General features: G+C 48.0%; 19 protein-coding genes, 2 tRNA genes and 2 rRNA genes. 14 read left to right on the top strand and 9 right to left on the bottom strand.

Features of this window, described 5'->3' with window-relative positions:
- Positions 1-35: 35 nt before the first annotated feature.
- The gene (locus tag G451_RS0108780) at positions 36-221 is read right to left on the bottom strand and encodes a hypothetical protein (protein ID WP_027183964.1); all 186 of its coding nucleotides are present in this window, start codon (positions 219-221) and stop codon (positions 36-38) included.
- Positions 222-459: 238 nt separating this feature from the next.
- Between G451_RS0108780 and G451_RS0108775 the strand changes: the two genes are divergently transcribed.
- The 9 genes from G451_RS0108775 to pheT all read left to right on the top strand — a co-directional run bounded on the left by G451_RS0108775 (position 460) and on the right by pheT (position 9,181).
- Positions 460-1,563 (top strand): NADH:flavin oxidoreductase, encoded by a 1,104-nt coding sequence (locus tag G451_RS0108775; RefSeq protein ID WP_027183963.1) that lies wholly within the window; start codon positions 460-462, stop codon positions 1,561-1,563.
- A gap of 104 nt (positions 1,564-1,667) precedes the next feature.
- Positions 1,668-1,742: transfer RNA gene (locus G451_RS0108770), tRNA-Val, on the top strand.
- Positions 1,743-2,063: 321 nt separating this feature from the next.
- Positions 2,064-2,138: transfer RNA gene (locus G451_RS0108765), tRNA-Val, on the top strand.
- A gap of 78 nt (positions 2,139-2,216) precedes the next feature.
- Positions 2,217-4,151, top strand: coding sequence for a threonine--tRNA ligase (gene thrS, locus G451_RS0108760; protein WP_027183962.1), 1,935 nt, complete (start codon positions 2,217-2,219; stop codon positions 4,149-4,151).
- Positions 4,138-4,662: a translation initiation factor IF-3 gene (infC, locus tag G451_RS0108755; protein ID WP_027183961.1), complete on the top strand. Its 525-nt coding sequence runs from the start codon at positions 4,138-4,140 to the stop codon at positions 4,660-4,662. The genes thrS and infC overlap by 14 nt, the downstream gene beginning before the upstream one ends.
- 43 nt (positions 4,663-4,705) lie before the next feature.
- Positions 4,706-4,906: a 50S ribosomal protein L35 gene (rpmI, locus tag G451_RS0108750; protein ID WP_027183960.1), complete on the top strand. Its 201-nt coding sequence runs from the start codon at positions 4,706-4,708 to the stop codon at positions 4,904-4,906.
- Positions 4,907-4,991: 85 nt separating this feature from the next.
- Positions 4,992-5,345, top strand: coding sequence for a 50S ribosomal protein L20 (rplT, locus tag G451_RS0108745; RefSeq protein WP_027183959.1), 354 nt, complete (start codon positions 4,992-4,994; stop codon positions 5,343-5,345).
- 33 nt (positions 5,346-5,378) lie between these two features.
- Positions 5,379-6,419, top strand: a complete 1,041-nt coding sequence (locus G451_RS0108740) for a phenylalanine--tRNA ligase subunit alpha (protein WP_027183958.1) — start codon at positions 5,379-5,381, stop codon at positions 6,417-6,419.
- A 365-nt stretch (positions 6,420-6,784) separates the two neighbouring features.
- Positions 6,785-9,181, top strand: a complete 2,397-nt coding sequence (gene pheT, locus G451_RS0108735; protein ID WP_027183957.1) for a phenylalanine--tRNA ligase subunit beta — start codon at positions 6,785-6,787, stop codon at positions 9,179-9,181.
- Positions 9,182-9,416: 235 nt separating this feature from the next.
- On the opposite strand, the gene G451_RS0108730 is transcribed toward pheT, so the two are convergent.
- On the bottom strand, positions 9,417-9,869 hold the full coding sequence (locus G451_RS0108730; protein ID WP_027183956.1) for an amphi-Trp domain-containing protein: 453 nt from the start codon (positions 9,867-9,869) through the stop codon (positions 9,417-9,419).
- A 64-nt stretch (positions 9,870-9,933) separates the two neighbouring features.
- Positions 9,934-10,359: a hypothetical protein gene (locus tag G451_RS0108725; protein ID WP_027183955.1), complete on the bottom strand. Its 426-nt coding sequence runs from the start codon at positions 10,357-10,359 to the stop codon at positions 9,934-9,936.
- A 191-nt stretch (positions 10,360-10,550) separates the two neighbouring features.
- Here G451_RS0108725 and G451_RS0108720 point away from each other — a divergent pair, with 191 nt between their 5' ends.
- From G451_RS0108720 to G451_RS28435, 4 genes are all read left to right on the top strand, one after another.
- A complete protein-coding gene (locus G451_RS0108720) occupies positions 10,551-10,769 on the top strand; it encodes a hypothetical protein (RefSeq protein ID WP_051261309.1) in 219 nt (72 codons plus the stop codon).
- 173 nt (positions 10,770-10,942) lie between these two features.
- The gene (locus tag G451_RS0108715) at positions 10,943-11,929 is read left to right on the top strand and encodes an aminoglycoside phosphotransferase family protein (RefSeq protein ID WP_027183953.1); all 987 of its coding nucleotides are present in this window, start codon (positions 10,943-10,945) and stop codon (positions 11,927-11,929) included.
- Positions 11,914-12,876: an ABC transporter ATP-binding protein gene (locus tag G451_RS0108710; RefSeq protein WP_027183952.1), complete on the top strand. Its 963-nt coding sequence runs from the start codon at positions 11,914-11,916 to the stop codon at positions 12,874-12,876. Before G451_RS0108715 ends, G451_RS0108710 begins: the two co-directional genes overlap by 16 nt.
- A 42-nt stretch (positions 12,877-12,918) precedes the next feature.
- Positions 12,919-14,142, top strand: a complete 1,224-nt coding sequence (locus G451_RS28435) for an ABC transporter substrate-binding protein (protein ID WP_034641462.1) — start codon at positions 12,919-12,921, stop codon at positions 14,140-14,142.
- A gap of 120 nt (positions 14,143-14,262) precedes the next feature.
- On the opposite strand, the gene metK is transcribed toward G451_RS28435, so the two are convergent.
- The 3 genes from metK to G451_RS0108685 form a co-directional block, all read right to left on the bottom strand.
- On the bottom strand, positions 14,263-15,432 hold the full coding sequence (gene metK, locus G451_RS0108700; RefSeq protein ID WP_027183951.1) for a methionine adenosyltransferase: 1,170 nt from the start codon (positions 15,430-15,432) through the stop codon (positions 14,263-14,265).
- 83 nt (positions 15,433-15,515) lie between these two features.
- On the bottom strand, positions 15,516-16,385 hold the full coding sequence (panC, locus tag G451_RS0108695; protein ID WP_027183950.1) for a pantoate--beta-alanine ligase: 870 nt from the start codon (positions 16,383-16,385) through the stop codon (positions 15,516-15,518).
- Between the two features lie 475 nt (positions 16,386-16,860).
- Positions 16,861-17,067 (bottom strand): hypothetical protein, encoded by a 207-nt coding sequence (locus G451_RS0108685; protein ID WP_027183949.1) that lies wholly within the window; start codon positions 17,065-17,067, stop codon positions 16,861-16,863.
- Between the two features lie 737 nt (positions 17,068-17,804).
- On the opposite strand from G451_RS0108685, the gene G451_RS32530 reads away from it, so the two are divergent.
- Positions 17,805-19,514: an adenylyltransferase/cytidyltransferase family protein gene (locus G451_RS32530; RefSeq protein ID WP_051261308.1), complete on the top strand. Its 1,710-nt coding sequence runs from the start codon at positions 17,805-17,807 to the stop codon at positions 19,512-19,514.
- 393 nt (positions 19,515-19,907) lie between these two features.
- Here the strand turns inward: G451_RS32530 and G451_RS0108675 are convergent, their stop codons facing one another.
- The 3 genes from G451_RS0108675 to G451_RS0108665 all read right to left on the bottom strand — a co-directional run.
- Positions 19,908-20,390 carry a NanQ anomerase/TabA/YiaL family protein gene (locus G451_RS0108675; protein WP_027183948.1) on the bottom strand — a complete coding sequence of 161 codons (483 nt, stop codon included), beginning with the start codon at positions 20,388-20,390 and terminating at the stop codon, positions 19,908-19,910.
- Positions 20,391-20,825: 435 nt separating this feature from the next.
- A 5S ribosomal RNA gene (rrf, locus tag G451_RS0108670) occupies positions 20,826-20,940 on the bottom strand.
- A 47-nt stretch (positions 20,941-20,987) separates the two neighbouring features.
- Positions 20,988-21,173: ribosomal RNA gene (locus G451_RS0108665) — 23S ribosomal RNA — on the bottom strand; the annotation flags it as partial.

The raw sequence follows: 21,173 nt of genomic DNA, 5'->3' as shown, positions 1-21,173 counted from the left end.
TTCTTGAGAGGCCGGGTCAACATCGAACCGATTCATCACGCTCTTGCATTGATGGTCAGTAATCGCCTCCCAACACGCCCTTGCATGGCCATCTCCTCCAAGGCATCGACAAGAAAGCTCACGAGGCAGCCGGCCAATTCCATATTTTCGTCATTCTCCCCGAAAACGGCGATTTCCGTATCCGGCAAAGCCACAAGTGGCAAGGTCTCGCTCGCATCCACGCCATCTTGAGACTAAACATCTAGGGCGTTTATCGTTTATGTTGAACAACTTGAAATTCCGACAGATATGCCGTTCATTTCAAATCATACTGTAACCATTTAAAGTTTTTGAAGATTATCAAGAAACTTTTTCCAAAAAGTTTCTTGATCCGCCGGAGGCATTCTTCCGTTTCACTGAAAAACGCTCTAGGCCCACCTTTCCCCAACAATATTCACGGTACAGACCTTCGGAGTTTGCATGAAAACAATGTTCGACAAGACGCATATCGGTTCAATGGCATTAAAAAACAGGTTTATCCGCTCCGCCGTGTATGATGGCGTTTCGGATGCAACAGGACACGTGACGCCGCAGCTCTGTACAGTCTATTCCAATTTGGCCAAGGGTGGTGTCGGGACTATGATTACCGGACTGTGTGCTGTGACGGATGTTGAGCAGCTTCTTCCCGGCCAAATGGGGATATATGACGATTCTTTTATCGATGACTATAAACCCTTGGTTCATGGAGTTCATGAGCACCATGCCAATATTATTCTTCAAATCGCGGCATTAGGGCCACAAACCATCACCGACTCGGACGCATCGAAAGTCATGTGGGGGCCGAGTCCTATCATGGATGGAGCGTTCCACAATACACCTCACGCAATGCCCAACGACATGATTTTATTTTTTCAACAGGCTTTCGCCGATGCCGCGCGGCGAGCCCAGGCGGCAGGATTCGATGGTGTACAAATTCATGCAGCGCACGGTTATCTGTTAGGACGATTTCTCTCGCCTCACTATAATCGGCGATCGGATGAATACGGAGACTCCATTGAAAATCGCAGCCGAATGCTTCGAGAAACCTACGCTGCAGTTCGCGCCGCTGTCGGCCCACAGTACCCGGTCTTCGTAAAAATCAACTGCGATGATTTCATGGATGGAGGCATGCCCTTTGAAGAGTGCATGTACGTTTGTCAGGAACTCGACCGGGAAGGAATCGACGCCATTGAAATCAGCGGAGGCAGTCGGTCCTCACGGGACAATGAAGGATACGCGAGAAAAATCGACGCCAATGGTGAAGCCTATTTTGCGCAATACGCCAAGCGCATCAAGTCCAACGTCAAAGCCCCGGTTATCAGTGTTGGTGGTCATCGCAACCTCCAAACCATGACGAGCATGCTCAACGACGATTCCATGGACTATCTGGCGCTAGCCAGACCATTTATTTGCGAAAACGATCTTGTCGCACGCTGGAAAGCCGGTGATACCGCTCCAGCCCAATGTATTTCGTGTAATACCTGCGCCAAACCTGGTCCGAAAGTTTGCATTTTTCATAAGAAAGCCGCAGAGGACGCAAGCTGAAAAAACGCAAGAAAACCAAAGTTGATTTTTTTTTGAAAAAAATACTATTTTTCATTGACACGCCCCCCTCTCAGAGATAGAAGGTCGATCTCGCAACGACGAACAGGACCGTAGCTCAGGGGGAGAGCACTTGCTTGACACGCAAGTGGTCAGGAGTTCAAATCTCCTCGGTCCTACCATACCAATTCAGGGAGGCAATTTGCCTCCCTTTTTTTATTGCAAAATCGCATGCTTGCCATGAGATCACTCAAAACGTTCGCCTCATGGCTCCAAAAGTATTCATTCAAAACTTACCATTCTTATATGGGATTTTTCTGCTATTGAATTTTCGTCCCAATTTTAAAAATAATCCTTGACCTTCCCCACTCCATCCATGTAATTCGCACCCGCCAGCACTGACAAAAAGTCGACATATATTCGCCCCAATTCTTTCCGGGAACATTTTTAGTTGACTTTGGGGCTGGCTTGGGGCATTTAATCCGTTCCCTGATTTTGTTCACAGGACCGTAGCTCAGGGGGAGAGCACTTGCTTGACACGCAAGGGGTCAGGAGTTCAAATCTCCTCGGTCCTACCACATGATCTTCAAGGGAGGCCAATGCCTCCCTTTTTTATAGCACTTAACGTTTTTTTGCCCTGAAAAAGGAGCTATCACGTGCAGATTCGGGTTGCGGACAAAGCCATAGACCTCAGCGAAGGCGCAACATGCGCCAGCGTTTTGGCTGAAGGTTTGTCCAAAAAGCAATTCAAGAATACGGTTGCCGCCAAATGTGGCGAAACAATTTTCGATCTCGACCGGCTTATTCCGGCGGGATGTGACGAGCTTGTTCCCGTATTCGCCGATACCCCCGAGGGCCTGGACGTTATTCGGCATTCGGCCGCTCATATTATGGCCGAAGCCGTGAAGACCCTTTTTCCCGAAGCCCAGGTCACTATCGGACCAGCTATCGAGAACGGTTTTTATTACGATTTCGCCTATAAGCGGCCCTTCACACCGGAGGACCTCGAAGCGATCGAAGCCGAAATGGAACGTATCGTCGGCCGCGACCATTCCTTCACTTGTCGTCTCGTCTCCAAGGATGAAGCGTTGTCCTTGTTTAAAGACATGGGTGAAGAGTATAAATTGGAGATCATCAACGACCTCGGACAAGACAATTACAGCTTGTATTCCCAAGGGAACTTCACGGACCTTTGTCGTGGTCCGCATATTCCGCGCACGGGAATGCTGAAAGCCGTCAAGCTGCTGTCCGTAGCCGGTGCGTATTGGCGTGGGGATGAAAAGAACCCTATGCTGCAACGTATCTATGGAACGGCGTTTGCCAATCCCAAAGATCTCAAAACGTATTTGCATCGCATCGAAGAAGCGAAAAAGCGTGACCACCGCCGGCTCGGCACGCAACTTGACTTGTTCAGCTTCTCCGAAGAAGCCGGTCCGGGTATGGTGATCTGGCATCCTAAAGGTATGCTCGTTCGCACCATTCTCGAAGATTTCGAGCGCAAAGAACATTTGAAGCGCGGCTACCAGATCGTGCAAGGCCCACTTATTCTCAAACGGGAACTCTGGGAGCGCTCGGGTCACTATGAAAATTACCGTGAAAACATGTACTTCACGGAAATTGATGAGCAGGCCTATGGCATCAAACCCATGAACTGCTTGTCGCACATGCTCATTTATCGTTCGAATATTCGCAGTTACCGCGATTTACCCCAGCGCTATTTCGAGCTTGGCATGGTGCATCGCCATGAAAAGTCCGGCGTACTCCACGGGTTATCGCGAGTTCGTGCGTTCACGCAGGATGACGCCCACATCATTTGTCGGCCAGATCAGCTCCTCGAAGAAATCACCGGTGTCATACAATTCGTCAAAGACGTCGCCGGACTATTCGGTTTTGATTTCGAGCTTGAACTGTCCACACGGCCGGAAAAATCTATCGGCTCTGACGATGATTGGGAACGCGCCACCACAGCCTTGACGGATGCACTTGAGTCCGTTGGTTTGCCGTACGAAATCAACGCAGGCGATGGCGCTTTTTATGGTCCGAAAATTGACATCAAGCTACGTGATGCTTTAGACCGGAAATGGCAATGCGCGACTGTGCAATGCGATTTCACACTGCCTGAACGGTTCGATTTGCATTATATCGGCCAAGATGGTGAGCGACATCGGCCTGTTATGCTACACCGCGTCATTCTCGGATCGGTCGAGCGATTCCTTGGAATCCTTATTGAGCACACTGGAGGAGCTTTTCCAACGTGGCTTGCTCCCACCCAAGTGCGTATTTTGACCGTCACCGACGCCCAAAATGATTTCGCCGAAGCCTGTCATAAAACGTTGCAAGGCGTCGGTCTACGGGTTGAAGCCGACACCCGTAATGAAAAACTCGGCTACAAAGTCCGTGAGGCGCAGGTGGAAAAAATTCCCTATATGCTGGTTATAGGGGACAAGGAAGTGGCCGACAATGTTGTCAATGTCAGGTTGCGCACCGGCGAGAATCTCGGAACCAAGACCATTGATGAGGTGGTCGACATGATTCGCAACGATTGCCTGGAACCATTCAAACGCGGAGGCATGAGCTATAGTTTCTTCTAGCGAAGTCCGTCGAAATAATCGAATTCGCGCTCGCCAGGTGCGGGTGATTGCTGACGACGGGGAACAACTCGGTATTTTGCAAACGCAGGAAGCGCTGCGTATTGCTCAGGAAAAAGGCCTTGATCTTGTCGAGGTTGCTTCCGGGGCCGAACCACCCGTTTGCCGAATCATGGATTATGGGAAGTTCAAGTACCAGCAACAGAAACGGCAACAGGAAGCCCGGAAAAAGCAGACCACTATCCAACTCAAGGAAATTAAGGTCCGCCCAAAAACCGACGAGCACGATTATCAAACAAAGCTCAAGCATATCCGGCGATTTATTGAAGCCGGTGATCGCTGTAAAGTAACCGTGTTTTTCCGTGGCCGTGAAATTGTTCATAAAGACAGGGGATTAACGATCCTGAACCGGGTGATTGAAGATCTCAAAGAAATCGCCAAGGTTGATCAACCTCCCCGCTCTGAAGGCCGCACCATGAACATGATGTTGGCCCCGACAGCGAAAAAGAAATAACCGACCGGATTCGGTCGCGCCCATATTCCAAGGAGGACGCACCATGCCTAAAATTAAAACGAACCGCAGCGCGGCCAAGCGCTTTACTGTGACCGGCAGCGGCAAATTCAAACGTCGTAAAAAAAATCTGCGCCACATTCTTACGAAGAAGGCCTCTAAGCGGAAGCGTCAGCTTGGCAAGGCTACATTGGTCGATTCGACCAATGAAAAGGCTGTGCGTCGACTGATGCCGTACTGCTGCTAGTCGTTTTTCATCGCCAGATATCAGCTCCGCTGGCGCCGTTATAGCCTGCGGAGCGTTTTTTTCGTGAACCGAGGAGGAAGCAACCATGCGTGTAAAACGTGGACAAGCCGCCCATAAACGGCATAAAAAATATTTGAAGATGGCCAAAGGCTACCGCGGTGGCCGTTCTAAATTGTATGAAACCGCACGTGAGACCGTCGAACGCGCCCTGGTCTACGCGTATCGTGACCGGAAGACCAAAAAGCGCGAATTCCGTAAGCTGTGGATCATCCGCATCAATGCAGCTGCTCGCTTGCATGGCCTGAGCTACAGTGCGTTCATGCGTGGCCTGTCGCTGGCTGGCGTTGAGATCAATCGCAAAATGCTGGCTGACATGGCTGTTCGGGAGAAAGAAGGTTTCGCCAAACTCGCGGAAGTGGCCAAAGCGAAAATGCAATAACCCCGTTCACCCGCACAACCAAGGGATACCGACGTGTCGGATCTGTTTCACGACCTTCACAACCTGGTCGAGGAATGCCGCGAGCGCCTCGACCAGGTTTCATCGTTTGAGGACCTCGAAGACGTTCGAGTGGCGTACCTTGGCCGTAAAGGCGCGCTTGCCGCCGTATTAGCTCGTTTGCCCGAACTGTCTCCTGAGATGCGGCCAGAAGCCGGCAAAGCCGCCAATACCGCAAAAAATACGCTGACGACCCTTCATGCCAAGCGCATAGAAGAACTCAAGCGTTCACAATCAAACGCATTTCTTTCTTCTTTTGATCCGGCCATGCCCGGGCGTGCGCCTCATTCGGGCAGCCTGCACCCCATTACGCTCGTCATGAACGATATCTGCACGGCATTCGCCGGTCTCGGCTTTGATATTGTCATCGGTCCCGAAATCGAGACCGATTATTACAACTTCGAAGCACTCAATTTTCCCCCTGAGCACCCAGCCCGGGACATGCAAGATACCCTCTATATTGGGACTGATACGCTCCTTCGAACGCACACGTCTCCACTTCAGGTCCGGACGATGTTGTCTAAGACACCGCCTGTTGCTGCGATTGCTCCTGGCAAAGTCTATCGTCGTGATTCGGATTTGACGCATACCCCCATGTTTCACCAAATCGAGGGCTTTCTTGTCGATAAAAATGTGAGCATGGCCGATTTACGTGGAGTGCTGACGGCGTTTGTCCATCGCGTATTCGGCACCGATACCATGGTCCGTTTCCGACCGAGCTTTTTCCCATTCACCGAGCCAAGTGCCGAGGTCGATATTTCCTGCACCATGTGTGCAGGAAAAGGCGTTACCGCTGGCTCAACGTGCCGAGTCTGTAAGGGAACCGGCTGGCTCGAAATCCTTGGGTGCGGAATGATCGATCCCAATGTCTTTACCTCTGCCGAATACGATCCGGAGGTATGGACAGGATTTGCTTTTGGCATGGGTCTCGAACGCATCGCCATGCTGAAATATGGTATCGGCGATCTCCGTATGCTTTTCGAAAACGACACCCGCTTTTTACGTCAATTTGCGTGATGAAGCGTTTGCCTCCAACGGTCTGAGGAAGAGGGTCGGGAAAGAGAGGAGACTCCCCTTTTGAGGAAAGAGGTTTCCCCTCTTCCTTGCCCCTTCCCCAGAGCCCCCTCTCCCCTCCCATCACCTCCTCTTTTCAAACCTTTTTAACGGGGGTGTGAATCCTGGGGCCACCGTGAATAGGCATTCGGAAACACATTTGTGTTACGTATGTTGCAAACTGCATGGATACGCAGAATACAAAACAATTAACGTAAATCGTTTTTGAAGATGCTCTGTACTCACGTTTCTTGAACTTTTTATAAAGATGTGAGTGCAGAATCGCCGGAGGCATTCTTCTTCTTTTTTCTTACGTGCTGGAGGCAATAATGCTTTTAAGTTTGAACTGGTTGCGTGAATTTGTCCCATATACGGGATCGATCCAGGAATTGGCCGACCGCCTCACTATGCTCGGTCTGGAAATGGAAGAGATCATCCGGCCATTTCAAGATATCGACGACGTGATTGTTGGGCATGTCACGACCCGCGAATCGCACCCCGATGCAGACAAACTGTCGGTGTGCACAGTGGATGTGGTTGCAGACGAACCATTAACCATCGTTTGCGGCGCGCCCAACGTTGCTGCTGGCCAAAACGTCCCCGTCGCCACGGTTGGAACGGTTTTGCCTGGTGACTTTAAAATCAAGAAAAGTAAAATTCGTGGTGTCGTCTCGCTCGGCATGATCTGCTCGGAAAAAGAACTCGGTCTGGCCGAAGAATCTTCCGGCATCATGGTGTTGCCGGAAGATCTCAACCCCGGAGAAAAACTGGTTGATGCTCTTCGCCTGGATACCGAAGTCCTTGACGTGGGTGTCACGCCAAACCGTCCCGACTGTTTAAGTGTCATTGGCCTTGCACGTGAAATCGCGCTTGCATTCAATTTACCAATGACCCTACCTGCAGTCCATGTCCCTGAAGACGGTCCCGACACCTCTGATATTATATCCATTGAAATTCCCGATCCTGATACTTGCCCGGTTTTCCAGGTACGTGCACTTGAAGACGTCACCGTTGGGCCGAGTCCCGACTGGTTGCGTTGGAGACTTCTTGCAGTGGGACAACGTCCCATCAACAATATCGTCGACGTCACCAACTACGTGCTCATGGAACTTGGGCAACCGCTGCATGCCTATGACTTCGATCTGCTGAAGGGCAATATCATCGGCGTTCGTCGGGCAGAAGAAGGACAAAAATTCGTCACTTTGGATGATCAGGAACGCACACTGACCGCCAAAGATATGATTATTTTCGATGCTGAGCGCGCTGTCGGTCTCGCCGGTGTCATGGGTGGTGCCAACTCGGAAATGCAGGCCAGCTCTACTCGCGTTTTGCTGGAATCTGCGGTTTTTCATCCACCAAGCATCCGGCACACGGCTCGCCGACTCGGCTTGTCCAGTGAAGCATCGTACCGTTTCGAGCGCGGCGTGGATCAACCCGGATCGCGTTTTGCCTTGAATCGTGCCGCAGGCCTGATGCATCAAGTTGCTGGAGGACAGGTTCGTCCTGGAATTGTGACCAATGAACCGTCACCATGGACAGAAACGCCTATCACATTTCGACCGGCCCGCGCAGCCAGTCTACTTGGCATAGATTTGGATGAAGAATTCTGCCGCAAGACGTTCGTTGCTCTTGGCATGACCGTGGAGTGCAAAAGTGATTCGTGGACAGTCACGCCTCCGCCGTTTCGCCCCGACCTTGAACGGGAAGTCGACCTCATCGAAGAAGCAGGTCGTGTCTACGGTCTCGATCGTATTCCGGCAATTCTCCCTGCTATTACAAAAGACATTGACGATCAGTCCGCCACGGAGAATGACTACAGCTTCGCCAACCGCCTGAAGACATGGGCTGTGGGCAAAGGATTCAACGAAGCCATCAACTACAGTTTCGTCGGACAAACCGATCTTGATCTCTTTGCAATCCCGGACGATATCCGTATTCCCGTTGCCAATCCGTTGTCTGAAGATCAAAATGTCATGCGGCCTACGCTGATTCCTGGACTCATGATGAGCGTGCGACAGAATATGTCGCAGGGAAATACCAATCTCCGTCTTTTTGAAGTGGCAAGAGTTTTTCATGCAGCTCCTCAAAACGAAACCGGGGCCTTCGAACCAACCCGTATTGGCCTTGTTCTCTCTGGTAGACGAAATCCCAATGCATGGCCCTGGCCCGATGAAGAATGCGATTATGCCGACCTCAAGGGTGTTGTCGAAAACCTCCTTACAACTTTCGGACACGTAGACCCAACGTTTACCCTGAAAACGGATCACCCCTGGTTGGAGCCATGCGTTGTTGTATCAACCGCTGCGGGTGAACTTGGTGTCATGGGCCGTGTTATGCCCGATATTGCAGACAGCTTCCTTGCCCGTAAGAATGTCTGGGTTGCAGAGCTTGATGCCGATCTGCTCGCTTCTGTCTGGCGAGACCACGTCGTAAAATTCGTTGCTTTGCCCAAATATCCGCCAGTTAAACGTGATATTACGCTCATCGCTTCCGTGACTTTAAGCGTGGCCAAAGTGTTTGAAACCATCAACAGCGCTCGCATTCCAAATTTAGATGATACGACGTTGATTGCAGTCTACCAACCCGAGGATAATACCGAAGAACGCAATCTGAGCTTCCGATTGACGTATCGCCATCCTGACAAGACGCTCAAAGACAAAGAAGTCGATAAACTTCATGCCAAATTGGCCGATAGCCTGACGAGCGCCCTGCCCGTTCGATTCTAATTCTATTCCATTCTATAGATAACGCCGCCGTGAGCCTCAATTCGGGCTCACGGCGGCGTTTTGTTGTTTCAAAATGCTATGCTCCGCTGTGTCTCTGATGAATAAGAAGTACATTACAGAGTAATACAAAAACTTCAGCGTTATTCTCTCTTGAGCAAAAGAATGGGCCGCGGGAATCCCGCGGCCCATTCTTTTCTAAAGCGCGCCCGCGCTGATCAGGGAGGACAAATACAAACTATTTTTTGGTGGGAGTAGTACCCGGCTTTTTCTCATCGGCCTTATTATCCTGGTTTTTCGCAGAAGTTTTGTCATCGACCTTGGCAGGTTGCTGAGCGGTCTTTTCAACAGCTTCTTTCGCCATGGCTTCAGCGGGCTTGGTGACGACAACTTCTGTTTCGACGGCTTCAGGAGCAGGTTCAGGCTCTTTGCAAGAAATCGTGAAAGTCTCGGTCGTATCTTGAACAGATTCTTCCGTCCAAGACAGTTCGATGGTCAGTTTTTGCTTATTCTTTTTCGTGGTCGCTTCAACTTCAAAATCAATGGAATCCGTGGGCTTCAGCGTGACATGGTCGTCATTTTTCTGAATGCAAATCGTGCGCTCTTTGAAGCTGGCCAAAATGTCTTCAAGAAAATAGACGATGGCCTGATATTCCATGTTTCCTTTCAGTTCGATACCTTTTTTGCTCATGTTCTTTTCCTTCTCCATTGTTTCTTATGGATTGTGTGTGATGACAGACGGCAATATTATTGCATTATGCGTTAGCTTTCGCTGAATTCTCACCTGTTTTTTTCTCGCCGGATGCAGTGCTTCCATCTGACTTAATTGGCGTAACGTGCGCCCCAGGCTTGATGGCCACATCAGCCGCAGCCTTGGTTGCAACTTCGGCTTTCGGTTTCGCCACGACATCTGATCCAGAACGAACGGCGATAGCATCGTCAGCCTCGTCCTGCGCTTCACTTTCTTTCCGTTTTCCTCGCGGTTCACCAAGAATCTCAGATAATTTTTTTTCCGCTTTTTTTAAAAATTTTTCCAAGGCTTTGTTTACCGCTGTATCGACATCGAGTTTTTTATCGATAGCTTTCGCTCGTTCTTTCGCCAACTCGAGCCGTTCAGCAATGTCCGATTCAACGTTAAAAATCATTCGCTTGATTTCTTTATCTTGCTTGAATATCGACATATCCCCTCCTCGTTTATGTCAAAAGCTGTACGCATCTTGTACGACAATTATTTTTTTGTAAACATATTTTTTTGTAATTTGTACAAATTATGTACAGCATGAACACGCTTGATTTCTCTTAAAAAAACGCTAATACATCAAAATACAAAGGTTTTACTTTGTTGATACAGACAAAAAACATGGAGTTTTTTATGAAAGATGGCATTGATATCATTTTCAAAATCGGCATTTTGGCTATCCTTGCCGGTTTTCTCATGCTTTACGCCAAGTCATCCGAAAACGGTCGATACATCGCTGTTTTTGAAGAGCAGCAAGAATTTATCGTCGATTCACGGACCGGTGTTATCTACCAAGGAGGATTTGCTATGGACCACATCCACGGCAAGGAAATTGACAAACCCACAGAATAAGAGTTTATGCTTGCATTCACGGTCCAGCTTGACCGGGCTCTTTGCTTCCTTTACTCCTCCACCATACGATGTTCAGGGCTGCCCGCCTGAGCGGTTGGCCCTTTTTTGCATTCTTCTTCGGGAATGCACCAATAAACCCCAGGGTTACGCTCATATTTTATACCAAGCATGTTATGAACATCACCACAGCCATTCTCCGCTACCTTCAATGTACTCATCGCGCATCTCGCATTGACGACCCCGTCTTTCTCGCGGCCGGTGAATATAACGCCAATTATCTTGTTCATCTTGATGGGCGCGATATTGTTTTTCGAATCAATCATGGCAGCCAACTCGGCCTGAGCAACCAAATCGAATACGAATTCCACGTTCTTGAAGCAGTTGCTCCTTCGGGTGTCACCCCCCAGCCCTACTGGTACGATGTCGCCCCCGAGAAACAGTTCGGGCTCGACAAGGGATGCCTGGCAATGGAATATATTCCAGGCCGTGCTCTTCAATATGAGCGCGACCTTACACGAGCCGCCGACATCTTTGCTCGCATTCATGCTTTGCCCACAGTGCAGGCAGCCCCTCACCTCATTCATCAACACCACCCCATCGCCGATATCGCTCGTGAAAGCCTGGGACTTATCCAACGTTTTCCTGATCATCCTCGCGACGCGGAACGCTCCAAACTACTGGACTATCATGATACAATTATAAAATTGGCCGATGAAACTTCCCATATATTCAAGGCTGATACGGATGTGATTGTGAACACGGAAGTGAATTCCGGTAACTTTCTCATCTCGCCGGAACGAGCCTGCCTTGTTGATTGGGAAAAAGCGGTGATTTCAAGTCGCTATCAGGATCTCGGACACTTTTGTGTTCCAACAACGACATTATGGAAAACCGACCATAAACTTTCAGCAAAAGAAAAAGAGACATTTCTCTGTGCCTATCGATCCGGCCTCCTCGAACACGAAGCACAGAATGTTCCGGAGCTCGATGTACTCCGTGAAGGAACAGCCCTTCTTGAGCGCACGATTTTACTTCGCGCTCTATCGTGGTGTTTTATGGCATGGTATGAATACACTCAGGTCGAGCGTTCTCTGAAAAACGAAGAGACGTTTCGAAAAATTACGTCCTACCTGGATAATATGGAATGGTTTTTCGCGTAGACAATCTCAGCAAGCAATTTCACGGGAAGACCGTTTTCAACAACGTCAGCTTTCTCGCTGAACCAAATGAAATCATTTCGATCATTGGGCCATCCGGTGTCGGAAAGACAACACTCCTCAATATTATCGCCGGGCTGGATACACCCACCAGTGGAAAGGTAACCTTCACCCGTCCACCGTCAAAAGCACATCCAGTCATTCTTGTTTTTCAAGATTACGTTCTTTTTCCGAGCCTTACGGTTCGCCAAAACATAGGTTTCGGTTTGACCGCCAGACACCTCCCCAAAGCCGAAATTCAGTCCCGCGTCGCCTCCATGCTCGACGCGTTTCACCTTTCCGATATGGGCGATACCTATCCAGCCACGTTGTCAGCCGGCCAGAAACAACGGGTTGCGCTCGCTCGTGCCATGGCCGTCGAACCATCCGCCTTACTTCTTGACGAACCTTTTGCCAATCTTGATCGAAACCTCAAAGCCGAAACCGCGCAATTCATTCGTCAAACCCAAAAGGCGTTTGGCATAGCGACGGTAAGTGTTACTCATGACCTTGCTGAAGCATTTATTATGTCTGATAAAATCGGTATTCTACTCGATGGATGCTTGCAACAATTCGGCAGTGTCGCCGACATCTATCACAACCCACGAAATCTCAAGGCTGCATCCTTCCTCGGGCCGGTCAATGCCATCCCTCCCCAACTTCTCTCCTTCCTGGACACGCCCATTCCTCTGGAAGACAACAATGGCATGGTCTATGCCAGACCCGAAGGGTTGCGCCTACATCCGGATCCCAACGGACCGGCAACTGTGTTGGAAGTGCTTTTCGTCGGGCATTATATCCAGTATAAAGTCCAACTTGAAACTGTTACATTGACAATCTACGGACTCAGTCAGGAGGCCGACGTCGGCGACCACGTGCGTATCGAACTTGTTCGCACAATCACTGCCTGAACCACCGTTAAACGCCGGCAACGCCATCAAAGAGAGGAAAACATGTATCGATTTATCGCTTTATGTTTGACCATGTGGCTTCTGTGTTGCACGAGCCTTAGCTATGCACAGGACCAGCAGAAAGACCCTTTTAAAGATTCCTCTTTTGCCCAAATCGAAGAAGCGGCGAAAGGGACAACAGTCGCTTTTTACATGTTCGGCGGTTTTGCCGATGTCAACAAATGGATCGATGGATATGTCGCAAAGGAACTAAAGAGTCGTTACAATATAACATTGAAACGCATTCCCATGGATGCAGCCGTATTTGTATCGAAACTGTTGACTGAGAAAACAGCAGGGAAAAAAAACGGCGTTATTGATTTGCTGTGGGTTAATGGCGAAAACTTTAAGAACGCCATGGAAGCCGGCCTGCTCTACGGTCCATTTGCCGAGCGATTACCCAACTTCCGCTATGTGGATCCCAATAGCGTCCGCTTTGATTTTGGATATCCTGTCCGAGGATTTGAAGCCCCCTATGGACGTGCCCAGTTTGTATTCGAATATGATTCTGCCCAAATTCCCAATCCACCCAAAACATACGCAGCCTTGGCGCAATGGATCATTCAAAATCCAGGACGCTTTACGTATCCACAACCACCGGACTTTACAGGATCAGCGTTTATTCGCCAGGTTTTTTATGCGGTATCCGGAGGGTTCGAGCAGTACATGCGCGGGTATGACAAATCCTTATATGAAAAAAAGGCTCCGCTGCTCTGGACGTATCTCAATCTCATCAAGCCAGCGTTATGGCAGGAAGGCCGGAGCTATCCAAAAGACTCGGCGGCCCTGGATACCCTTTTTGGTCGAGGAGAAATCGACTTTGGTATGAGTTATCATCCGGCACATGCCCAAAGCAAAATCTTGGACGGAGACTATCCTAAAACCGTACGGACATGTGTTATGGATGACGGATCGATTTTCAACACCCATTTTACGGCCATACCCGATACAGCTCCGAACAAAGCTGGCGCTATGGTTGTTGCGAACTTTCTGCTCTCCCCCGAAGCTCAGCTCGACAAATTCGACCCCAAACATTGGGGAGACTACCCCGCTATCGACATCGCAAAACTTCCTCAAGATTGGCAGGAAAAATTCAGCGATGTTGATCTCGGGGCAGCGACTATGACACCCGAGGCGTTGGCCGCTAAAGGAGTCCCTGAGATTCCAGCCGGCTACGTCGAACCACTTGAAGAAGGCTGGAACGAACACGTTTTACACCAAGAATAAAACGGCCCCCTTCACCACAAGTCAATAATAAAACGGCCGAGCATTTCAGGATATTCCCGAAGTGCTCGGCGTTTTTATTATAAAGACCACAAAAGAGAGGATTCCCCTCCCGTATTGAACTTAGATTTTCAAAGCAGTCTTCAGATCTTCAACAGCGTCGACTTTTTCCCAAGTGAATTCAGGACGTTCGCGGCCAAAATGCCCGTAACACGACGACGCCTTATAGATGGGACGGCGCAGATCAAGGCGTTTGCTGATGAAGTAAGGACGCATATCAAAAACTTCACGCACAGCCTTGGTCAATTCTTCATCGCTCATTTCGCTCGTTCCCTGCGATGTAACAAGGACGGAAACCGGGTCAGCGACGCCGATCGCGTATGCGATCTGGACTTCGCACTTTTCACAAATTCCCGTAGCGACTACGTTCTTCGCGACATAGCGCGCCATGTAGGCTCCGGAACGGTCCACTTTGGAGGGGTCTTTCCCCGAGAAAGCACCACCACCATGGTTCCCCATTCCACCATACGTATCTTGAATAATTTTACGACCGGTCAGGCCGCAGTCACCCAGCGGGCCGCCGATGACAAATCGACCGGTCGGGTTGATATAAATCTTCGTGTCTTTCGACAACATGTCTTCAGGCAATGCACTCAGGATAACTTCCTTCTTGATAGCATCGACAAGATCGGCATAAGCAATATTTTCATCGTGCTGCGAAGACACAACGATGTTATCGAAGCGTACCGGTTTACCGTCGATGTACTCGACAGCAACCTGTGTTTTGCCGTCAGGGCGCAAGAAATCCAGCACATTGTTTTTGCGCACATAGGAAAGACGGCGGCTCAGTTTGTGAGCATAGTAGATGGGAGCAGGCATCAAGGTGTCAGTTTCATTGCTGGCAAAACCAAACATCATCCCCTGGTCACCGGCACCCTGTTCTTCAGGAGCCTTACGGTCAACGCCTTGAGCAATGTCAACGGACTGTTTGTCAATAGACGAAATGACAGCGCAGGTTTCCCAGTCAAACCCCATGGCCGAACTGTTATACCCCACTTCCTTGACGGTATCCCGAACGATTGACGGGAAGTCTGCGTACGCTTTCGTGGTGATTTCACCGGCGATAAACGCAACCCCAGTCGTAATCAAGGTTTCGCAGGCCACGCGGGCATCAGAATCCTGCTCGAGAATGGTGTCGAGAACGGCGTCAGAGATCTGGTCCGCAACTTTGTCAGGATGTCCTTCAGTCACGGATTCGGAAGTGAACAGATAACGGCCTTTCTTGCTGATCATAGAGTATTCCTCCACAGTGTTAGTAGGCGCGAAGTCAAAAGACGACTTCACACATGCTTTACGTGTTTATTGACACTCCACCGTCATGCCGGGTCGGACAGAAGGTCATTATTGAGCGCCATATTATCGATAAGTCTGGCCTTTTCGAAAAAAACCGCTGCAGCGATTCGCGCAGGCCCCGTTATGGAAGCCAACGGCTGCAGGGTAAATGGATGAAAAACTTCCAAATAATCAATACGTCCAAGCGACATGCTACGTTCATAATATGCTTGCACGTCAGCTACGAGTTGAGAAACATCGGTAACACCGTCTGCGACACGAGTCGCAGCCATGGTCAATCCTGCATAGATATTGACCGCTTGACGGCGTTCCTCCGCTGCCAAATTGACGTTGCGAGAACTTAATGCAAGTCCATCGGCTTCACGAACAATAGGGCATCCAATCAATTCAACCGGAATATTGAGTGCGCTCACCATCCGGCGAAGAATCTGGAGCTGTTGCCAATCCTTTTCTCCAAATACCGCAAATTGCGGCATCGCCAGCATAAGCAACTTCGTGACTACAGTTGTCACTCCGCGAAAATGTGTAGGCCGGGTTTTTCCACATAATCGGAGAGCCATATCAGGAACATCAACCCACACAGGGCTTCCATCATCATACATATCGAGCGGTGTCGGCGCGAAAAGCACATCGACTCCTGCTTGCTCCGCGACGGCAACATCGTGCTCAAAATCACGGGGATACCGAGACAAATCCTCATTCGGTCCGAATTGTGTCGGATTCACAAACAAACTAACAATAACTTTGTTTGCTCGATCTCGAGCGTGCTTCATCAGACTCACATGTCCCTGATGAAGATAGCCCATCGTCGGGACGAGCCCGACATTGACTCCCTGGCTGCGCCATTTCCATGCCGTCACCTGGAGATCAAGGGGAGAATGATAAATTTGCATAATCTATATCTGCTTACAGAGTCCTACTATTGCTTGCTCACTCAAGGCGAAACAAACTAAATCACGTTATCCGAATATACTCATACAGGCTTTACCCGAAATGACCTCTGCTGTCCACAGCAAACCATGATTTTCGAATCTGCCCATAAAAAAGGTCTCCTTGGAAATGAGTCATGGCTTCATAATTTCGTGATCAATGTCTATTGTCTCGTATTTTCAAAAACCAAAACAAACTTCCCATATGTACGATCCAGAAAATTTACGCCACATAACTAACTATAATCATAATGTGTTAGCTCAATGGTGAAGTATTACCACCATGGCATGGTAAACGAAGATGACAAGATACGAGTGATACGGGGAAACCGATGAGAAAGACTAGAATGGCGTGATCAGAGACAAAAAATAGCGCGGAAGAAAATGTATCTTCCGCGCTTAGATGATAAAAATAGTGTCGTGTGTGGCTACGATATAATTAAGCGTTGGTCTCGAAAAGATTTCCGGGACCGCTCATGAGAAACCGAAGTTCAAGGGGAGTCACCACACTCTTGGAAGAACGAGAAGGTGTCGCGTTCATTGGTTGCCGCGGGATGGGAGCGATTTCGGCTTTACGGCTAAAATCTCCCTTCAGAAGAGAATTAACTTCATCATGGCTAACAATAGAATTCATAGGATTCGGCATTTTCTTCCCACCTCCACGTTCTTTCCCTTTTTAAAGCTAGGATCATGCCAATATGGGAAACGCGCATTTATTGCGAACTTAACAGTGTTCATTGCGGTCTTTATAACCCTATCGATCCTTAAGTCTGTCGGGTTACCAAGTTATTTCGCGAAATATCGTGAATTCACGGCAATAATTGCACCCGAGTATTAGTCATATCGTCCAGCCCCATGGTTTCTTTAGGTCTGTCAGACAAGAAAGTGGGCAAATTTTGCCCACCTTGTTGTGCAGTGCATTTTACTGTCCGCTTTTCGTCAACATCAGGAAAATCTTACTACGGGGTTGTGGACACGGAGTTAAGCCACTATGTTGGCTAGTAAACAGGAGACGTGAATGAGGCATATTTGCTGGACGGTATGATACGAAATAATTTTTTCATACGTTGAGAACGCAAATTGTCCACTACCAAAAATTTTCCAGCACGTATGAAGCTTAGATTGACTCTATATCGATATATCGAAGCCTACTCCAACCTGAAACGGTGGCATTCAACAAATGGCTGGATGTCAACGGCTCAACTTGAACAAAGTCATGTCATTTCAAACATGGCTTAACCGACACTCCACGTTGTTATAAATAGGACCAAGTTTCTTTCTAGACAGCAGCTTGGACATTATTGATGATCCTGACCTGAATCGAGCAAGCAAATTTTATCTAAATGTTATCGATTTGGGTCCTCCCCAAAAGGAAGGGAGCTTATGAAGACAAGATGCTATGGTCATCCCAATATATCCTGTTCGGCTTGCAGGGATTATGTCTCTCCATGTGATGACGAAACCAAAGGCCCTATAGTTGATTATGCAGGTGGCGCAGATTTTTTATTAGATGTCGAGTGGAGTCCTTCGTTTTATATATCGGTAGTGCAAGCAGCTCACGCAATCTGTAAACAACGCGATGCCCAGTTTTTATTTGTCTTTTGCCCGATGTTATCTCATGTCAACTCCCCGTCTCCCCATGAACAATTTTTACGTTCTATACGTTTTGGCAATCCAAACCTTGGCCCAAACTACGTTGGAAACCGCCTTGAATACTTGCGCACCTGTTCAAAGATCCACCAGACGATCTTCGGAGAACTCAACACGTTTAATAATGAGTATATTCAAGATATTTTTTCGGATGCAAATCTTGGCCGAGATGCTAATGGTCTTCCATTTCAGGAGGACTATTCTAGCCGCTGGGTTAATGTCATAGCGGGACACCGACTAACAACAGGGCAATCCTCTCAATTTGATCGAACTCTCCATATGTTTGGAGCCTCAGAAGTTTATGGCTTGGTTTGTGAGGATAACCACACCATTTCGAGCTTTCTTCAACACAGATTTAATGAGCACCATAATAACAATACTCAATCTCCGATCTGGCGAGTACAAAATCATGGAGTACGAGGGAGTAGATTGAACTGTAATCTCATTCGAATATGGCAAGCAGGAATTTCTCCTGGAGATTTTGTAATACTTTTTGATAATACAATTTCTCTTCCACAAAAAAACAGAACGCATGGATATAAGTTGATTGATACAAGATCAACCGACATGAAAGCATACAGCCGCTACAACATTCCAGTTTTTGACGCTCGTAATATTTTTGAACGCCCACATAATCACGGTGAAATTTTTGTTGATCGGGGACATTTCTCATACAAAGGAAATGCAGTTATAGCCGATACTTTGTTCAATCACATTATTCATCAAATCAACGACAGAAAATCGAAGACAACGACGGCAGTCTCTCCCCTCCAGAAGAGGAAACCAGACCTCTCAGGGCTCTCTCATCCAAACCTTCAGATATATCTTGATTTCTTACGCGGGAAGGCAATTAAACCTACAATCTCTCCGTGCCGTATTGGAGCAACTGTAATCAATGCGAATCCCCTCACGTGGGGTCATGTACATCTCATTGAAACAGCGGCTGGGATGGTAGACCATCTGTATGTGTTCGTCGTCGAAGAGAATCGCTCATTCTTCTCTTTTGACATCCGGTTTAAGCTTGTCAAAGCAGGTGTTGCCCATATCAACAATGTTTCAATTCTTCCATCCGGAGAATTCATGGTTTCTTCAGAATCGTTTCCAGAGTATTTTAATAAAGAAGCCTGCCAACATGTACGTATTGACGCAACACGTGACATCCTTCCTTTCTGTATTCACATCGCCCCCTTGCTTGGAATTAACCTCAGGTTTGTCGGGGAAGAACCATATTGTCAGATTACGAAACAACACAATGAACAACTCAAAATTATTTGCCCGGAATATGAAATTCAGGTTATTGAAATTCCACGCATAGCACGCCATGATAAAATTATTAGTGCGTCTTTGGTTCGTCGCTTTTATAGAGACAAAGACTGGAAAAACCTTTGTCAACTTGTTCCGCAAGTAACCTGGGACTATTTGAAGCAGACGGAGCAACTGTAAGCTCTATGATGACAGCTTATTTACGGTTAGAAAAAGAATTGTTTAAAATCAGCTCCCCTTGTGTCGCCCGGCATGCGCGCCAAATGAGCTTGGAATGCAGCAGAACAGCATGAAAATATGTTGTGATAACGGACTCAAAACACAATCCCCTCGTAACTGCCAATATTCTGAAGCGACAATTTAATGTCGATACCCGAACACAGTCTGAGAGAATGATATTTCACACCTCAAAGTTGGAAAGAAGTGGCACGATGCGACGGCATTTATTGATTTATTGTCGAGATTGGTTGTTGGCAGGGATGTCAGCGATTCCCTTAATAAACATTCCGTCATCAGCGCATTTCAGGTCATATTTTACACCAGCACATCATGGGACTAAACACCTAGTAAAATTTATTTACCGCCTCGGCTATGAAGAAAAGCGTTGACATCGAGTTTAACAACGGCTTTTTTGACATCTTTATATGATTCAACAGCACGCTGTGGTCTGTGCAGATCATGCGGCCATAAGAAAGTAAAAAAGCCGGCATGATTGATTGTTGAAATCATCGGAGCATTTTGACTTGTATAAAACATGACATCATTCGTCTCGTCGTATGGTGTTTCTTCCGCGACGCTATCGAGTTGAAAGATATCAATCTGTTCAGCTCCGGCAATGGTAAGCTGGATGTCGATAAATCGGCGATGTCCTTCGATACGGCAATCTTTTTCCAATTTGGTCTCAAATTGCATAACACGACAGAAGGCGATATCGCTTTGAATAGAATATTCTCCTTCCGGTGTATCAATATTCAGCCCCAGCACCATTTCGCAAATGCTCTGCCAAAGCTCGCCTGAACCATACAGAGAAAGGTTCTTCAAAGAATCATAGATCATATCGTATTCCTCAAATGCAATCAGATGGTTAAAACTTCAAACCCAGCCTCACAGGTAACTTGAAATTCATAGTTTCTTTAAAAGTTCAAAAGAACAAGGAAGGCGCAAACCTCCCTGATACTCTGTAGCAGGATCAGATGCCAGCGTTCTTCAAAACGCCTATGGGATCGGTCCCCCCAAACGTCGATCTCAAGATGATCATTACCAATTAAGCATGTTTCGTTTAAATAATTATAAATAGTCGAGTGGACATTTTAAGACAAACAACATGTCAACAGCAAGGAAAACACACTGATCCTGCTACAGCAGTTTTGCTTCTGAATAAAGCCGAATTTAAATAAATGCCGGAGGCAATTTCCGGTCTTTGAACGCACGAAAGCCCGAACTTTCATCAAGTTCGGGCTTTGTGTTGCCGTGTGTGGCAGTGGAAATGAATCCTGGCGACGATCTACTTTCCCACGGTTAGAACCGCAGTATCATCGACGATGGAGGGCTTAACTTCCGAGTTCGGAATGGGATCGGGTGTACCCCCTCCTCCTTGGTCACCAGGAAATATTGGTGATATATAAGTAAAATAAGAAACAGGATAGTTTGAAGGAAAATAAGTCGAACGACTTATTAGTACCGCTTTGCTAAGTACATTGCTGCACGTACACATGCGGCCTATCAACCGAGTCATCTTCTCGGAGTCTTCAGGGAGATCTTATCTTGAAGCAGGCTTCCCGCTTAGATGCTTTCAGCGGTTATCCTTTCCGAACGTAGCTACCCTGCGATGCCGCTGGC

The organism is Desulfovibrio inopinatus DSM 10711 (assembly GCF_000429305.1).
Lineage (GTDB): Bacteria > Desulfobacterota > Desulfovibrionia > Desulfovibrionales > Desulfovibrionaceae > Alteridesulfovibrio > Alteridesulfovibrio inopinatus.
The sequence above is the reverse complement of the archived record's forward strand: the minus strand, read 5'-3'. Positions and strand labels throughout refer to the sequence as shown.

Bases quoted from the DNA above. Each gene is read 5' to 3' on its own strand.
- G451_RS0108775 (WP_027183963.1), top strand. From the start codon at position 460: ATGAAAACAATGTTCGACAAGACGCATATCGGTTCAATGGCATTAAAA.
- rpmI (WP_027183960.1), top strand. From the start codon at position 4,706: ATGCCTAAAATTAAAACGAACCGCAGCGCGGCCAAGCGCTTTACTGTG.
- rplT (WP_027183959.1), top strand. From the start codon at position 4,992: ATGCGTGTAAAACGTGGACAAGCCGCCCATAAACGGCATAAAAAATAT.
- pheT (WP_027183957.1), top strand. From the start codon at position 6,785: ATGCTTTTAAGTTTGAACTGGTTGCGTGAATTTGTCCCATATACGGGA.
- G451_RS0108730 (WP_027183956.1), bottom strand. From the start codon at position 9,869: ATGAGCAAAAAAGGTATCGAACTGAAAGGAAACATGGAATATCAGGCC.
- G451_RS0108725 (WP_027183955.1), bottom strand. From the start codon at position 10,359: ATGTCGATATTCAAGCAAGATAAAGAAATCAAGCGAATGATTTTTAAC.
- G451_RS0108720 (WP_051261309.1), top strand. From the start codon at position 10,551: ATGAAAGATGGCATTGATATCATTTTCAAAATCGGCATTTTGGCTATC.
- G451_RS0108715 (WP_027183953.1), top strand. From the start codon at position 10,943: ATGAACATCACCACAGCCATTCTCCGCTACCTTCAATGTACTCATCGC.
- G451_RS0108710 (WP_027183952.1), top strand. From the start codon at position 11,914: ATGGTTTTTCGCGTAGACAATCTCAGCAAGCAATTTCACGGGAAGACC.
- G451_RS28435 (WP_034641462.1), top strand. From the start codon at position 12,919: ATGTATCGATTTATCGCTTTATGTTTGACCATGTGGCTTCTGTGTTGC.
- metK (WP_027183951.1), bottom strand. From the start codon at position 15,432: ATGATCAGCAAGAAAGGCCGTTATCTGTTCACTTCCGAATCCGTGACT.
- panC (WP_027183950.1), bottom strand. From the start codon at position 16,385: ATGCAAATTTATCATTCTCCCCTTGATCTCCAGGTGACGGCATGGAAA.
- G451_RS0108685 (WP_027183949.1), bottom strand. From the start codon at position 17,067: ATGCCGAATCCTATGAATTCTATTGTTAGCCATGATGAAGTTAATTCT.
- G451_RS32530 (WP_051261308.1), top strand. From the start codon at position 17,805: ATGAAGACAAGATGCTATGGTCATCCCAATATATCCTGTTCGGCTTGC.
- G451_RS0108675 (WP_027183948.1), bottom strand. From the start codon at position 20,390: ATGATCTATGATTCTTTGAAGAACCTTTCTCTGTATGGTTCAGGCGAG.